Source organism: Streptomyces pallidus (ex Mingjun et al. 2026) (assembly GCF_051550185.1).
In the GTDB taxonomy this organism is placed as follows: Bacteria; Actinomycetota; Actinomycetes; order Streptomycetales; family Streptomycetaceae; genus Streptomyces.
The window spans coordinates 1881839-1896710 of record NZ_CP196181.1 but is presented as its reverse complement, the minus strand read 5'-3'; the positions used below and the strand labels follow the sequence as shown (position 1 = coordinate 1896710).

16 protein-coding genes are annotated in these 14872 nt (G+C 73.0%); 3 read left to right on the top strand and 13 right to left on the bottom strand.

Annotated elements, in window-relative coordinates; translation table 11 throughout:
* The first annotated feature begins 72 nt into the window (after window positions 1-72).
* The 3 genes from mgt (at window position 73) to ACSHWO_RS08165 (ending at window position 2904) form a co-directional block, all read left to right on the top strand.
* Window positions 73-1275, top strand: a complete 1203-nt coding sequence (gene mgt, locus ACSHWO_RS08175; protein WP_438310808.1) for a macrolide-inactivating glycosyltransferase — start codon at window positions 73-75, stop codon at window positions 1273-1275.
* The gene (locus tag ACSHWO_RS08170; RefSeq protein ID WP_438310806.1) at window positions 1272-1814 is read left to right on the top strand and encodes a DUF1697 domain-containing protein; all 543 of its coding nucleotides are present in this window, start codon (window positions 1272-1274) and stop codon (window positions 1812-1814) included. The genes mgt and ACSHWO_RS08170 overlap by 4 nt, the downstream gene beginning before the upstream one ends.
* Window positions 1815-1902: 88 nt before the next feature.
* Window positions 1903-2904, top strand: coding sequence for a ketopantoate reductase family protein (locus ACSHWO_RS08165; RefSeq protein WP_438310804.1), 1002 nt, complete (start codon window positions 1903-1905; stop codon window positions 2902-2904).
* A 207-nt stretch (window positions 2905-3111) separates the two neighbouring features.
* Here the strand turns inward: ACSHWO_RS08165 and ACSHWO_RS08160 are convergent, their stop codons facing one another.
* The 13 genes from ACSHWO_RS08160 to ACSHWO_RS08100 all read right to left on the bottom strand — a co-directional run bounded on the left by ACSHWO_RS08160 (window position 3112) and on the right by ACSHWO_RS08100 (window position 14686).
* Window positions 3112-3879 carry a sirohydrochlorin chelatase gene (locus ACSHWO_RS08160; protein ID WP_438310802.1) on the bottom strand — a complete coding sequence of 256 codons (768 nt, stop codon included), beginning with the start codon at window positions 3877-3879 and terminating at the stop codon, window positions 3112-3114.
* A 5-nt stretch (window positions 3880-3884) separates the two neighbouring features.
* Window positions 3885-4769 (bottom strand): ABC transporter permease, encoded by an 885-nt coding sequence (locus tag ACSHWO_RS08155; RefSeq protein ID WP_361089677.1) that lies wholly within the window; start codon window positions 4767-4769, stop codon window positions 3885-3887.
* Window positions 4756-5556: an ABC transporter ATP-binding protein gene (locus tag ACSHWO_RS08150; protein ID WP_438310800.1), complete on the bottom strand. Its 801-nt coding sequence runs from the start codon at window positions 5554-5556 to the stop codon at window positions 4756-4758. The genes ACSHWO_RS08155 and ACSHWO_RS08150 overlap by 14 nt, the downstream gene beginning before the upstream one ends.
* A gap of 24 nt (window positions 5557-5580) precedes the next feature.
* Window positions 5581-6708, bottom strand: coding sequence for an ABC transporter substrate-binding protein (locus ACSHWO_RS08145; protein WP_438310797.1), 1128 nt, complete (start codon window positions 6706-6708; stop codon window positions 5581-5583).
* A 240-nt stretch (window positions 6709-6948) separates the two neighbouring features.
* Entirely contained in the window at window positions 6949-8283 is a 1335-nt protein-coding gene (locus ACSHWO_RS08140; protein WP_385847190.1) for a sulfate adenylyltransferase subunit 1, read from the bottom strand.
* A gap of 2 nt (window positions 8284-8285) precedes the next feature.
* Window positions 8286-9230, bottom strand: a complete 945-nt coding sequence (gene cysD, locus ACSHWO_RS08135; protein WP_361089685.1) for a sulfate adenylyltransferase subunit CysD — start codon at window positions 9228-9230, stop codon at window positions 8286-8288.
* Entirely contained in the window at window positions 9227-9772 is a 546-nt protein-coding gene (gene cysC / locus ACSHWO_RS08130; protein WP_361089688.1) for an adenylyl-sulfate kinase, read from the bottom strand. Before cysC ends, cysD begins: the two co-directional genes overlap by 4 nt.
* Window positions 9773-9795: 23 nt before the next feature.
* Window positions 9796-10485 carry a phosphoadenylyl-sulfate reductase gene (locus ACSHWO_RS08125; protein ID WP_361089690.1) on the bottom strand — a complete coding sequence of 230 codons (690 nt, stop codon included), beginning with the start codon at window positions 10483-10485 and terminating at the stop codon, window positions 9796-9798.
* Window positions 10482-10661, bottom strand: coding sequence for a hypothetical protein (locus ACSHWO_RS08120; RefSeq protein ID WP_361089692.1), 180 nt, complete (start codon window positions 10659-10661; stop codon window positions 10482-10484). Before ACSHWO_RS08120 ends, ACSHWO_RS08125 begins: the two co-directional genes overlap by 4 nt.
* On the bottom strand, window positions 10658-12349 hold the full coding sequence (locus ACSHWO_RS08115; protein ID WP_361089694.1) for a nitrite/sulfite reductase: 1692 nt from the start codon (window positions 12347-12349) through the stop codon (window positions 10658-10660). Before ACSHWO_RS08115 ends, ACSHWO_RS08120 begins: the two co-directional genes overlap by 4 nt.
* A gap of 218 nt (window positions 12350-12567) precedes the next feature.
* Window positions 12568-12651, bottom strand: coding sequence for a putative leader peptide (locus tag ACSHWO_RS08110; RefSeq protein ID WP_312845914.1), 84 nt, complete (start codon window positions 12649-12651; stop codon window positions 12568-12570).
* Window positions 12652-12848: 197 nt separating this feature from the next.
* Complete coding sequence (locus tag ACSHWO_RS08105) at window positions 12849-13412, bottom strand: GNAT family N-acetyltransferase (RefSeq protein WP_385847203.1); 564 nt, start codon at window positions 13410-13412, stop codon at window positions 12849-12851.
* A 5-nt stretch (window positions 13413-13417) separates the two neighbouring features.
* Window positions 13418-14686: a GAF domain-containing protein gene (locus ACSHWO_RS08100; RefSeq protein ID WP_361089797.1), complete on the bottom strand. Its 1269-nt coding sequence runs from the start codon at window positions 14684-14686 to the stop codon at window positions 13418-13420.
* Window positions 14687-14872: the final 186 nt, after the last annotated feature.

The following is a 14872-nucleotide window of genomic DNA, read 5'->3' as shown; positions in this document are numbered from 1 at the left end:
CCGTGGTGGAGGTGGACCGGCTCTACGGGCGGTGGTGTGCGATCAGGGTTGAACGAGACGTCTCGTCTCGTTATGGTTCTGGGCATGACCTCAGCCAAGGCCGCACACATCGCCATGTTCTCGATCGCCGCCCACGGGCACGTGAACCCCAGCATCGAGGTGATCCGCGAGCTCGTCGCCCGCGGGCACCGTGTCAGCTACGCCATCCCGGCCTCCTTCGCCGAGAAGGTCGCCGCGACCGGCGCCACGCCGGTCGTGTGGTCCTCGACCCTGCCCACCGACGACGAGCCCGAGGCCTGGGGCACCGAGCTCATCGACCACCTCGAGCCGTTCCTCGACGACGCCGTGCAGGCGCTCCCGCAGCTCGCCGGTGCCTTCGAAGGGGACGAACCCGATCTCGTGCTGCACGACATCACCGCCTATCCGGCGCGCGTCCTGGCCCACCGGTGGGGAGTGCCCGCGGTGTCGCTGTCGCCGAACCTCGTGGCCTGGGAGGGGTACGAGGAGGAGGTCGCCGCGCCGATGACGGCCGCGCTGCGGGCCTCCGAGCGGGGGCGCGCGTACTACGCCCGGTTCGCCCGGTGGCTCGCCGAGAACGGGATCGACGACGATCCGGACCGGTTCGTCGGGCGGCCGCGGCGCAGCATCGTGCTGATCCCGCGGGTGCTGCAACCCCATGCCGATCGGGTCGACCCGGACGTGCACACGTTCGTCGGGGCCTGTGAGCGCGGGGTCGAGGGCGTGTGGGAGCGGCCGGCCGGGGCGGAGAAGGTGCTCCTCGTGTCGCTCGGGTCCGCGTTCACCAAGCAGCCCGCCTTCTACCGGGCGTGCATCGAGGCGTTCGGGGGACTGCCCGGCTGGCACGTCGTGCTGCAGATCGGCCGGTTCACGGATGTCGGGGAGCTGGGGGAGGTGCCGGCGAACGTGGAGGTGCACCGGTGGGTTCCGCAGCTGGACGTGCTGAAGAAGGCGGACGCCTTCATCACGCACGCCGGGGCCGGGGGCAGCCAGGAGGGGCTGGCGACGGGGACGCCGATGGTCGCCGTGCCGCAGGCCGTCGACCAGTTCGGGAACGCCGACATGCTGCAGGCGCTGGGCGTCGCCCGGCACCTGCCCATGGAGGAGGCGAACGCCCGTACGCTGCGGGAAGCCGTCGAGGCTCTGGTCGCCGACCCCGAGGTCGCCCGGCGGGCCGCCGAGATCCGGGCGGAGATGGCCCGCGAGGGGGGCACGCAGCGGGCCGCCGACCTCGTCGAGGCTATGGTTCGGGCATGACCACATACGCGGCCCTGCTGCGCGGCATCAACGTCGGCGGGAAGAAGAAGGTTCCGATGGCCGAGCTGCGCGAGGTGCTCGAAGGCCTCGGGTACGAGGACGTGCGCACGTACCTGCAGAGCGGCAACGCCGTCTTCGGGGGCCGGGACGCCGCTCCGGAAGTGCTGGCCGCGGAGATCGAGCGGGGCGTCGAGGAGCGGTTCGGGTTCTCCGTGGCCTGCCTCGTGGTGGACGGCCCGTATCTGGAGTCCGTGGTGGAGGGGTGTCCTTATCCCGCTTCCGAACTGGAAGGGAAGCAGTTGCACGCCACCTTCCTCTCGGCGCAGCCCGACGAGGGGCGGTTCGCCGCCATCGACCGGGAGGCCTTCCTGCCGGAGGAGTTCAGCGTCGGCGAGAAGGTCGTCTACCTGTACGCCCCCGAGGGGCTGGGGCGGTCCAGACTGGCCGAGGCGGTGTTCCGGCCGGCGGTGTTCAAGGGCATCGACGCCACGACCCGGAACTGGAACACGGTCGTGAAGCTGGTCGAGATGACGCGCTAGCCCCAGTCGGTCCGGGCCGGAGCACGCGGCCCGCCTCGCGGCCCGCCCCGGCGGCCGCACCGGCCGCCGCATGTGCCAGGCTCCGCACATGCGCTACATCATCATCGGCGCCGGAGCGATCGGCGCGACGATCGGCGGCCGGCTCGCCGAGGCAGGCAACGAGGTCGTCCTCGCCGCGCGGGGCGCGCACGCCCGGGCCCTGCAGGCGGACGGGCTGCGGCTCACCACGGCCGACGGGACCCGGGTCCACCGGCTGCCCGTCGTCGACGGTCCGGCGGAACTCGGCGAACTGCGGCCCGACGACGTCCTGCTGCTGGCGGTGAAGACACAGGACGCCGTCGCCGCGCTCGACACCTGGGGCGCCGCGGAAGTCGCCGGCGGCGGGACGGCCGCCCAGCGGCTGCCGGTGCTGTGCGCACAGAACGGCGTCGAGAGCGAACGCCTCGCCCTGCGGCGCTTCGCGCGGGTGTACGGGGTCTGCGTGTGGCTGCCGGCCACCTTCCTGGAGCCGGGTGTCGTCAGCGCCCTCGGCGCACCCCGGACCGGCATCCTGCACGTCGGCCTGGCCGTCGGTGGTTCGGACGCGCGGGCCCGGCGGATCGCCGCCGACCTGGCCGACGCCGGCTTCGACGCGCCGGTCGTCGGGGACGTGATGCGGTGGAAGCACGCGAAGCTGCTGGGCAACCTCGGCAACGCGATCCAGGCCACCACCGGGCCCGAGCCCGACCCCGCCAAGGCGGCGCTGTACCGGCGGGCCCGCCGGGAGGGCACGGCCGTCCTCGCGGCGGCCGGCATCGGCTACGCCTCGGAGGCGGAGGAGACCGCGGCCTGGGAGGGCCGGGCCGTGCAGCCGGCGGTGCTGCGGGGCGGGTCGTCCTGGCAGAGCCTGCAACGCCGGACCGGGTCCATCGAGGCCGACTACCTCAACGGGGAGGTGTGCCTGCTGGGGCGCCTGCACGGGGTGCCGACGCCGGTGAACGAGGTGCTGCGGCACGCGGCGAACATCTTCGCCCGCGAGGGCATCGCGCCGGGCTCGATGTCCATCGCCGACCTCACGGCCCTGGCCGACGAAGCCACGGCCCGCAACTAGCCACCGTGCCCGGGGCCTCGCCCCCGTACCCCCGACGCCTCAAGGGGCTGGATCGTGCCGGCAGTGTCGACGCTTCGGGAAGGGGCGGGGTCGGGGAACGGCTCCGCGCGGCGGGACCCGGTGCTGCGGCTCGGCCCGGCGGAACGCGGCTTGCGGCCGAGGGAGTCGGCGCGGGGCGGCGTCAGGGCGGGGCGGTGCCGGGCCGCGTCACGCCGAGAGGGGGGTGCGGTGGCGGCCGGCGGGAGCCACGGCGGCGGCGGCGTACCGCCGCAGCAGGAGCCGGGCCAGCTGCGGGGCGGCGCCCAGCACCCCGGCCACCACGTCCGCCCCGGCCTCCCGCGCCCCGCCGGCGATCCGGTCCGGCAGCCGCCCGGGGGCGATGACGTAGGACGCCACCGCGACCCGGCGGGCACCCTCGGCCCGCAGGGCCCGTACGGCGTCCTCCGTACGGGGCAGAGCGGCGGAGGCGAACGCAGGCCGCACGGCGCACCAACCGGTGTGCCGCCACTCCCGCGCGGTTTCAGCGATCACTGCGATCGCCTCCGGGTCCGATGAGCCGGCGGACGCGAGCACCACACCGGTGGTGGCCCGGTCCGCCGGGGTGATCCCCGCCTCCCGCAGCCGCAGCTCCAGCGCCGCCGTCAGCAGCGGGTCGGGGCCGAGGACGTCGGCGACGCGGACGGTCAGGCCCGGCAGCCGGACCAGGGCCTCCGCGAGCACCGCGGGGACGTCCGCCTTCGCGTGGAAGGCGCGGGTGAGCAGCAGCGGCTGCGCGACCACGTCGTGGACGCCGTCGGCATGCAGGGCGGACAGCACCTGCTCGACCCGGGGGGCGTTGAAGTCGAGGAAGGCCGTCTCCACCCGCAGACCAGGCCGCAGCGCCCGTACGCGCCGGGTGAGGGCGTGCACGGTCGCGGCGTGCCGCGGGTCGCGGCTGCCGTGGGCGATGACGAGGAGGACGGGGGCGGGGGACACGGCGATCAGCTCCGGGCCAGCAGGCCGCGGCTGCGCAGCACCCACCGCTCGACCGGGCTGAAGATCAGCAGGTCGATGGCGATGCCGACGACGAGGATCAGGATGATCGCGAGGAAGACGCCGGGCAGGTCGATGTTGTTGCGGCCGTTCTCCAGCAGCTGGCCCAGGCCCAGACCGAGGTCGGGGGAGGAGGCGATGATCTCGGCGGCCATCAGGGACCGCCAGGAGAACGCCCAGCCCTGCTTGAGGCCGGCGAGGTAGCCGGGCAGCGCGGCCGGCATGACCACGTGCCAGACGCCCTTGACGCCCGTCGCGCCGAGGGTGCGGCCGGCCCGCAGGAACAGCGGCGGCACCTGGTCGACTCCGGAGACGAGGCCGTTGGCGATGGAGGGGACGGCGCCCAGCAGGATCACCGTGAACATCATGGCGTCGTTGAGGCCGAACCAGAGGACGGCCGGGGGCACCCAGGCCACCGACGGCAGGGACTGCAGGCCCGACAGGATCGGGCCGAGCGCCGCGCGGACCGCCTTGACCCGGGCGACCAGCAGGCCGAGGGGGGTGCCGATGGCCAGGGCCAGCAGGAAGCCGAGCAGGCCGCGGGAGACGGAGGTCCATATGACGTCGAGCAGGGTGCCCTTGAGCCACATGTCGGCCAGGCTGGCCCACACCGCGGACAGCGGTGGCAGCTTGCTCTCCTCGGTGACGCCCGCGGTCACGAGGACCTGCCACACGGCGAGGACGAGGGCGACGGCGAGGACCGGCGGGAGGACCTTCGCGAGGAGGACTTCGCGGACCGGGGTGCGGCGGACCTCGACGGCGTCGAGCGCGTCGAGGCCGGCTTCCAGGCCTGCGAGGTCGTCCGTCTTCGCCTTCGTTTCAGTGCTGGCCATGGCGGCGGATCTCCCCACGCAGGTGTTCGGTGATCTCCAGGGACAGTTCCGCGACGTCCGCGTCCTCGATGCGGCGCGGCTGCGGGATGTCGACGGCCCATTCCTTCGCGACCCGGCCGGGCCGGGACGAGAGCAGGACCACGCGCTGGGCGAGGCGTACGGCCTCGCGCACGTTGTGGGTGACGAAGAGGACCGACAGGTCGGTCTCCTGCCAGATGCGGGTGAGCTCGCCGTGCAGCACGTCACGGGTGATGGCGTCGAGCGCGGCGAACGGTTCGTCCATCAGCAGCAGCCGGCTGTCCTGGGCGAGGGCGCGGGCCAGGGCGACGCGCTGGCGCATGCCGCCGGACAGCTCGTGGACGCGCTTGCCGTACGCCCCGCCGAGCCGGACCAGTTGCAGCAGCCGCTCGGCCTCCGCCTTGCGGTCGGACCTGGGCACGCCGCGCAGCCGCAGGGCGAGTTCGATGTTCTTGCCCGCGGTCAGCCACGGGAAGAGGGCGTGCTCCTGGAACATCAGGGCGGGGCGGCCGGCGGTCTGGATGCTGCCGGCGGTGGGCCGGTCGAGGCCGGCGACCAGGTTGAGCAGGGTGGACTTGCCGCAGCCCGAGGCCCCCAGGATGGTGACGAATTCGCCGGGAGAGACATCGAGACTGATGTCGTCCAGGACGAGCTGCGATCCGGCCGGGCCGGTGAAGGACTTCGAGACGTGCTCGATCCGGGCGGCGGGGGCGGCCGTCGCGACGGCGCCCTCGGCGGCCTTGGCAAGCGTGGTGGCCATGGTCGTCACCTCCTGGGGGTTGTTCGTGCGGACTTACTTCGCGCCGAGGCCGGCGTCGGCGACCTCGGGCTTGCCGGCTTCCTTCAGCACCTTGTTCAGGAGCGTCAGGTCGTAGATGCCGGCGAGGTCGGGCTGCTCGATGAGCTTGGCCTTGACGGCGTGGTCGGCCTGGGATTTGAGGGTGGCGGCCAGCGGGTCGTCGGTGACGAGGATGCTCTTCCAGGCCGGGTCGAGGACGGCCGCGTCCAGCTCCTTGCCGGTCTCCTTCTTCAGGGCGGCGTTCGCGGAGGCCTTGGCCTTGTCCGGGTTGGCGTTGATCCACTCGTTGGTCTTCACCGTGCCCTTGAGGACCGCCTCGACGACGTCGGGGTGCTCCTTGAGGAACTTCTGCGACACGATGACGTTGGTGATCACGAACTTCTTGTCGGGCCACAGGTCGGTCTCGTCGAGGAGGACCGAGGCGCCGTCGGCGACCAGCTTGGAGGCGGTCGGCTCGGGCACCCAGGCCCCGTCGACGGAGCCCTGCTTGAAGGCGTCCGGGGTGACCTTGTTGTCGGTGCGGACGACGGAGACGTCGCCCTTGCCGGACTCGGGGTCGACCTTCCAGCCCTTCTGGGCGATCCAGTTGAGGAAGGCGACGTCCTGCGTGTTCCCCTTCTGCGGGGTGGCGATCTTCTTGCCCCTGAGGTCGTCCGGGGTCTTGATCTTCTCCGGGTTCACGACGAGCTTCACGCCGCCGGATGCGGCGCCGGAGACGATCCGCAGGTTGGATCCCTTGGACTTGACGTAGCCGTTGATGGACGGCGAGGGGCCGATGAAGCCGATGTCGAGGGAGCCGCCGCTCAGGGCCTCGATCTCGGACGGGCCGGCGTTGAAGGTCTGCGGCTTGATCGCGGTGCCGCCGAGCTCCTTCGCGATCAGGCCTTCCTGGAGGCCGACCAGGGCGGTGGCGTGCGTCAGGTTCGGGAAGTAGCCGATGCGGACCTCGGACGCGGACAGCTTGCGGCCGGTGTCGGCCGCGGCGCCGGCCTTCGTGTCGGTCCTCTCCGCCTCGGATCCGTAGCCGCACGAGGCGAGCGCGCCGATCAGGAGCGGGAGGGCGGCCGCGGCGGCGAGGCCGCGGCGGGGGGTCTTGCTGGCGGTGCGGTGGGTGGCAGGCACGGGAGGACTTCCTCTCGTGACGTCGTCGTCATGACGCACGTCTTCGTCTGTGGAGCGAGGTCGGGTCGAGCTCGTGGCGCTCGTGGGCGGTGGGGGTGCGCCGGCAGGATGCCGACGGCGATTCGGTCATCGCACACATCGCGCCACCCCTCCCTGGCCGCTGCCGAGGGCGCCGCTGCCGACGCGGCCGCCCTCCTTGGCGAAGGTCGCGAAGACGTCGCTGTCCATGGTGTCCATCGGTTAGAAGTCCCACCCCTCGTCGTCGGCGGGCGCGCCGGCCTCGGCGGCGCGGGACGCGAAGGACTCTCCGGCCATGCCCGCCGCGAGGGTGGTGCCGTCGGCCGGGTCGATGAGCAGGAACGATCCGGTGCGGCGCGAGTCGGCGTACGCGTCGAGCGCGAGCGGCTCGGCGGTGCGGACGACGACGCGGCCGATGTCGTTGGCCACCAGCTGGCCCGGGGCGGGGTGCTGGGACAGGTCGTCCAGCGTCAGGCGGGACGGGATCTCCTTCACGATCGCCTTGACCGTGCGGGTCGTGTGCTTGAGGAGCACCCGCGCGCCCACGGCCAGCGGCTGGTCGGCGACGTGGCAGACGGTCGCGACGACGTCCTGCGTGGTGGCGGGGGCCGCGGCGGCCGGCGCGATCAGGTCGCCGCGGGAGATGTCGATGTCGTCCTTCAGGCGGAGCGTCACCGACTGCGGGGCCCAGGCGATGTCGACGCTCCGACCGAGTGCGTCGATGCCCTCGATGACCGAGGTGCGGCCCGACGGCAGGACGGTCACCGGCTCGCCGACGCGCAGCACGCCGGAGGCGATCTGGCCGGCGTAGCCCCGGTAGTCGGGGTGTTCGGCGGTCTGCGGGCGGATCACGTACTGCACCGGGAAGCGCGCCGGGCAGGCGGCCAGGTCGTGGCTGACCGGGACGGTCTCCAGGTGCTCCAGCACCGTCGGGCCGCCGTACCAGTCCATGGTGGCGCTGGGCTCGACGACGTTGTCGCCGGCCAGGGCCGAGATCGGGATCGCGGTGATCTCCGGGACGCCCAGCTCGGAGGCGTACGCGGTGAACTCCTCGGCGATGCCCGCGAAGACGGCCTCCTCGTACCCGACCAGGTCCATCTTGTTCACGGCCAGGACCACGTGCGGGACGCGGAGCAGGGCGGCGACCGCCGCGTGCCGGCGGGTCTGCTCGACGACGCCGTTGCGGGCGTCGACCAGGACCAGCGCGAGGTCGGCCGTCGAGGCGCCGGTGACCATGTTCCGGGTGTACTGCACGTGCCCGGGGGTGTCCGCGAGGATGAACCGGCGGCGGGCGGTGGCGAAGTAGCGGTAGGCGACGTCGATGGTGATGCCCTGCTCGCGCTCGGCCCGCAGGCCGTCGGTGAGCAGCGCCAGGTCCGGGGCGTTCTGCCCGCGGTCGGCGGAGACCCGCTCCACGGCCTCCAGCTGGTCCTCCAGGACCGACTTCGAGTCGTGCAGCAGCCGGCCCACGAGGGTGGACTTGCCGTCGTCGACGGAACCCGCGGTGGCGAAGCGCAGCAGCGTCGTCGCGCTCAGCTGCTCGGTGGTGCTGGTCATCGTTAGAAGTACCCTTCGCGCTTGCGGTCTTCCATCGCGGCCTCGGACAGCTTGTCGTCCGCCCGGGTCGCGCCCCGCTCGGTGAGGCGGGAGACGGCGATCTCGGCGATCACCGCGTCGAGCGTGGTGGCGTCGGAGTCGACGGCGCCGGTGCAGGACATGTCACCGACGGTCCGGTAGCGGATCAGCCGCTTCTCCACCGTCTCGCCGTCCTTGGGGCCGCCCCAGTCGCCGGCGGTGAGCCACATGCCGTTGCGGGCGAACACCTCGCGCTCGTGGGCGAAGTAGATCTCCGGGAGCTCGATGCCCTCGCGGGCGATGTACTGCCACACGTCCAGCTCGGTCCAGTTGGACAGCGGGAAGACGCGGACGTGCTCGCCCGGCGCGTGCCGGCCGTTGTACAGCTGCCACAGCTCGGGGCGCTGGCGGCGCGGGTCCCACTGGGAGAACTCGTCGCGCAGCGAGAACACCCGCTCCTTGGCGCGGGCCTTCTCCTCGTCACGACGCCCGCCGCCGAACACCGCGTCGAAGCGGTGGTTCTGGATGGCCTCGGTCAGCGGGACCGTCTGCAGCGGGTTGCGGGTGCCGTCGGGGCGCTCCCGCAGCTTGCCGGCGTCGATGTACTCCTGGACGGAGGCCACGTGCAGCCGCAGGCCGTGCTCGGCGGCCGTGCGGTCGCGGTAGTCGATGACCTCGGGGAAGTTGTGCCCGGTGTCCACGTGCAGCAGCGCGAACGGCACCGGCGCCGGGGCGAACGCCTTCAGCGCCAGGTGCAGCATGACGATGGAGTCCTTGCCGCCGGAGAACAGGATCACCGGCTTCTCGAACTCGCCCGCGACCTCGCGGAAGATGTGCACCGCCTCCGACTCCAGGGAGTCCAGGTGCGACAGGGCGTACGGGGCGTCCGCGTCGGCGGCGCTGTCGTGCAGGTGCGCGGCGGTGGTCATGCCAGTCCCTTCTCGGTGAGCAGCGTGAACAGGGACGCCGCGGACTCCTGGACGGTCTGCGTGTGCGACTCGATGCGCAGGTCCGGGGTGACCGGGGCCTCGTACGGGTCGTCGACGCCGGTCAGGCCGGAGATCTCGCCCGCCGCCTGCTTCGCGTACAGGCCCTTGACGTCGCGGACGGAGCACACCTCGACCGGGGTGGCCACGTGCACCTCCAGGTACGTCGTGCCGGCGGCGGCGTGCCGCTTCGCGACGGCCTCGCGGCTGTCGGCGTAGGGGGCGATCACCGGGACCAGGGCCTTCACGCCGTTGCTGGCGAGGAGTTCGGCGACGAAGCCGATCCGCTGCACGTTGGTGTGCCGGTCCTCGCGGGTGAAGCCCAGGCCCGCCGAGAGGAACTCGCGGATCTCGTCGCCGTCGAGGACCTCCACCCGGTGGCCGCCGCCGCGCAGCCGTTCGGCCAGCGCGTGGGCGATCGTGGTCTTGCCCGCGCTCGGCAGACCCGTCAGCCACACCGTGGCTCCCCGGTCCGTCACGCTCATCTGCTTCTCCGTAGGTTCCGTCATCAGCCGTGCAGTCCGCACTCGGTCTTGGCCCGGCCTGCCCAGCGGCCGGCCCGGGCGTCCTCGCCCTCCGCCACGCGGCGGGTGCAGGGGGCGCAGCCGACCGAGGCGTAGCCGTCCATCAGCAGCGGGTTGGTGAGGACGCCGTGCTCCGCGACGTACGCGTCGACGTCGTCCCGGGTCCAGCGGGCGATCGGGGAGACCTTGACCTTCTGCCGCTTCTCGTCCCAGCCGACGACGGGCGTGTGGGCCCGGGTCGGGGACTCGTCGCGGCGCAGCCCCGTTGCCCAGGCGTCGTAGCCGGTCAGGCCCTCTTCCAGGGGCTTGACCTTGCGCAGGGCGCAGCACAGGTCGGGGTCGCGGTCGTGCAGCTTGGGGCCGTACTGGGCGTCCTGCTCGGCGACCGTCCGGCGGGGGGTGAGGGTGATGACGTTGACGTCCATCACGGCCTCGACCGCGTCGCGGGTGCCGAGGGTCTCCTCGAAGTGGTAGCCCGTGTCGAGGAAGACGACGTCCACGCCGGGGAAGGCGCGGGACGCCAGGTGGGCGACGACCGCGTCCTCCATGGACGAGGTCACGCAGAACCGGCGGCCGAACGTCCGCGCCGCCCAGGCGAGGATCTCCGGGGCGGGGGCGTCCTCCAGCTCGCGGCCGGCCCGTTCGGCCAGCTCCTTGAGCGTGGTGGTGGTCATGTGTCCTCCCCTCCTGCGGTCGCGGACCGCAGACCGCGGGCCAGCAGTCCCAGGTACTTCAGCTGGAAGGCCCGGTTGCACGAACGGCACTCCCAGGCGCCGTGGCCCTGCTCGTTCGGGAACAGGTCCTCGTCGCCGCAGTACGGGCAGTGGAACGGGGCTGCGCGCTCGCTCATGCCAGGCTCTCGTCACTCGCGCGGGCGACCCAGGCGGCGAAGCGTTCGCCGTCCTCGCGTTCCTCCTGGAAGCGGGTGACGACCCGTTCCACGTAGTCCGGCAGCCCGGCCGAGGTGACCTTCAGGCCGCGGACCTTGCGGCCGAAGCCGGCCTGGAGGCCGAGCGCGCCGCCGAGGTGGACCTGGTAGCCCTCGACCTGGTTGCCGTCGTCGTCGAGGACGAGCTGGCCCTTGAGACCGATGTCCGCCACCTGGATGCGGGCGCAGGCGTTCGGGCAGCCGTTGATGTTGATGGTGAGCGGCTCGTCGAAGTCCGGCAGGCGGCGCTCCAGTTCGTCGATGAGCGAGGCGCCGCGCGCCTTGGTCTCGACGATCGCCAGCTTGCAGAACTCGATGCCGGTGCAGGCCATCGTGCCGCGCCGGAACGGGGACGGCTTGACCCGCAGGTCCAGCGCCTCCAGGGCGGCCACGGCCGAGTCGACCTGGGCCTCCTCGATGTCGAGCACGATCATCTTCTGCTCGGCGGTGGTGCGCAGGCGGCCGGAGCCGTGCTGCTCGGCGATGTCCGCGATCTTGGTGAGGGTGGCGCCGTCGACGCGGCCGACGCGCGGGGCGAAGCCGATGTAGTAGCGGCCGTCCTGCTGCTGGTGGACGCCGACGTGGTCGCGCCACCGGCCGATCGGCTGCTCGGGCGCGGGGCCGTCGGTGAGCTTGCGCTCCAGGTACTCGTCCTCCAGGACCTGGCGGAACTTGGCCGCGCCCCAGTCGGCGACGAGGAACTTCAGCCGGGCGCGGGTGCGCAGTCGGCGGTAGCCGTAGTCGCGGAAGATCGAGATGACGCCCTCGTAGACGTCCGGGACCTCCTCCAGGGAGACCCAGGTGCCCAGGCGCACGCCGAGCTTGGGGTTGGTGGACAGGCCCCCGCCGACCCAGACGTCGAAGCCGGGCCCGCGCTCGGGGTGGTTCACGCCGACGAACGCGACGTCGTTGATCTCGTGGGCCACGTCCAGCAGCGGGGAGCCGGAGATCGCGGACTTGAACTTGCGGGGCAGGTTGGAGAAGTCCTTGTTGCCGACGATGCGGCGGTAGATCTCCTCGATGGCGGGGGTGCCGTCGATGATCTCGTCCTTGGCGATGCCGGCGACGGGCGAGCCGAGGATGACGCGGGGCGTGTCACCGCAGGCCTCGGTGGTCGACAGGCCGACGGCCTCCAGGCGGCGCCAGATCTCCGGGACGTCCTCGATGCGGATCCAGTGGTACTGCACGTTCTGGCGGTCGGTGAGGTCGGCGGTCCCGCGGGCGAACTCCTCGGAGACCTCGCCGATCACGCGGAGCTGCTCGGTGGTCAGCCGGCCGCCGTCGATGCGGACGCGCAGCATGAAGTACTTGTCGTCCAGCTCCTCCGGCTCCAGGACGGCGGTCTTGCCGCCGTCGATCCCGGGCTTGCGCTGGGTGTACAGGCCCCACCAACGCATGCGGCCGCGCAGGTCGTTGGGGTCGATCGAGTCGAATCCGGACCTGGAGTAGATCGTCTCAATGCGTGTCCGCACATTGAGACCGTCGTCGTCCTTCTTGAACTGCTCGTTGCCGTTGAGGGGAGTGTGGTGTCCAACGGCCCACTGGCCCTCGCCGCGGTGGCGGCCGGGCTTGCGGCGCGCGGCGGCGGGTGTTGCAGGGGTGGCGGCCATGGCGGTACGTCCTTCTTCGGCGGCTCAAAAGCAAGGGCAGGGGGAGTCGGCGGCGCGGCCCCTGTGACGTCGCTGATGCGGAGCAGGTGCGGCCGACCGCCGCGCGGCTCCGGTTGTGCCGGAGGTCAGGGGCGGGGTCTGGCTTCAGGGGGCTGGCGGGGTGACGGCGCACCCGCGACGACGCTGTGCGGTGCGCTGTGCGGCGGTGGCTGGTTCTGTCAGCTCGCCGGACAGATGGCGCTGGACATGCGGCCGAGGTCGACGTGCCGCCGACTCACCAAGGCTGTTCCAGCTCCATTCATGGCCGAAGCGTGTCACGGGGCTATTGGAGGAGTCCACTACTGTCCATCATGCGGACGATGTGGTCCCGAAATGCGAGACGAAGTGACGGGGGTCACGTACGGGAGGGGCGCCCGGGGCCGGTGGTTCCGACCCCGGGGGGCGCGCAGGGCGTACGGGAAGGGGTGCAGGGGGCAGGTGGGGCGTGCCGGCGCCGGAACTACGCGCCGGGCCAGGGGCCGGGCGTCGGGGTGTCCTCCTTCTCCTCGGTCTCCGTCCTGAAGACCTTGAAGCCGCGCCGCAGGTAGTTGTCCATCGCCGTCGGGCCGTCCTGGCTGCAGGTGTGCACCCACACCCGGCGCGTGGGCGTGCGCCCGGGCCAGCGCTCCGCCAGCGACCAGGCCGCGGCAGTGCCGGCCGACAGCAGGTGCCCGCCGATGCGGCGGCCCCGGAAGTCGGGCAGCAGCCCGAAGTACATGATCTCCACCACGCCGTCGTCCTGCGGGTCGAGCTCGATGTACCCGGCCGGCGTCCCGCGGTCGTACGCCACCCAGGTCTCCACCCCGGGCCGGTCGAGGTACTCGACCCACTGGGCCCGGGTCAGCGACAGCCGGTCCGTCCAGTGGATGTCGCCGCCCACCGAGGCGTAGAGGAAGCGGCTGAACTCGGGCGAGGGGACCTCCGCCCGCTGGACACGTATCTCGGATCCCGGAACGGCGGCCGGGACGAGGTCCTCCGGGGAGGTCATCTCCAGGGACCAGGTGGTGAGGGTGATGGTGCTCATGCACGTCAGGGAACCACGCCGGACCCCGAACGGCCCAGGCGGGCCCTCACCACCGCCGGCGCGGTGGAATGCGGCAGCAGCCCCGCCGGGTCCGCGGGCCGGACCAGCTCCACCTCCACGTCCTCCGCGAACCGGTACGGGCGGTGGGCCAGCACCCCCGCCAGGTGCCGCCGCACCCGCGACAGCTCCGCCCGGACCGTCACCGTCCGCGTCGGGTCCCCGAACAGCTCCTCCGACAGCTCGGCCGCCGTCCGCCCCCGCGGGCTCTGCGCCAGCAGGAACAGCAGCTCGGCGTGGCGCGGGCTCAGCTCCAGCGACCAGCTCCCGGCGGCCCCGTACACCGTCGCCGTCCACACCCGGGGCCGGCTCAGGTCCAGCACCACCCGGCCCGCCGCCGCCCCGACCGGCGGCGCCTCCGCGACCCGCAGCAGCCAGCCGCCCGGCAGCGGCTCCACCGCGCACTGCCCGAGCTGCGGCAGCCACCCCCGCCCCGGCCCGAAGCCCTTCGGCAGCGGGATCCGCTCGGGCGGGGCGAAACCGGTCACCGCCGCCGTCCAGCCGTGCGGGTCCACCACCGCCGCCCGCGCCGGGTGCAGCCGGGCCAGCAGCGGCGCCGCCACCGCCCGCAGCCGCTCCAACGACTCCAGGTGCCGCACCCGCAGCTCCCGCTCCGCGAGCCGGGCCACCGAGCTCACCCAGGCCAGGGTGGCCGGGTGCATCGTGGCCAGCGGGCCGCTCACGTCCACCACGCCCAGCAGCCGCCCGTCCCGCGGATCGTGCAGCGGAGCCCCGGCGCAGGTCCACTCGTGGTGGCTGGAGACGAAGTGCTCCGCCGAGAACACCTGGACGGGCCGCCGCGCCACCAGGGCGGTGCCCACCCCGTTGGTGCCGACCACCGCCTCGTCCCAGTCGGCGCCCACCCCGAAGCCGAGCCGGTCCGCCGCCCGCAGGATCGGCGCGGCCCCCTCCCGCCACAGCAGCCGCCCGTCCGCGTCGGCGACGACCATGATGTGCAGGGTCGTGTCCAGCGCCGGCAACAGCCCCTCGCGCAGCACCGGCAGCATCTCCCGCAGCGGCGACCCCTGGCGCCGCTCCTCCGTCTCGGACGCCGACAGCAGCCGCGAGCGGTGGTCCCGGTCCGGGTGCACCCCGCGCTCCAGCATCCGGCGCCAGGACTCCGCGATCTCCGGGCGCGGCAGCGCCGGCGGGCGCTCCCCGGCCAGCGCGGCCGCCCGCACCCCCTTGAGCAGCCGCGTCGCCTCCCGCGGCTCCATGGCCGAGATGCGCGCCACATCGACCGTGCTTCCTGCGGTGTCGGCCACCGGAACCTCCCCGTGCGGAACAGGACGTACGAGGGAACCCGCCCGGGTCGGCCCGGGCGCGCGCTTCCCCTCGCGCACCCGGCGGACGGTTCCGTCTCAGAGGGTTGCAACGGTATGCAACCCTCGCCAAGTCCCGGT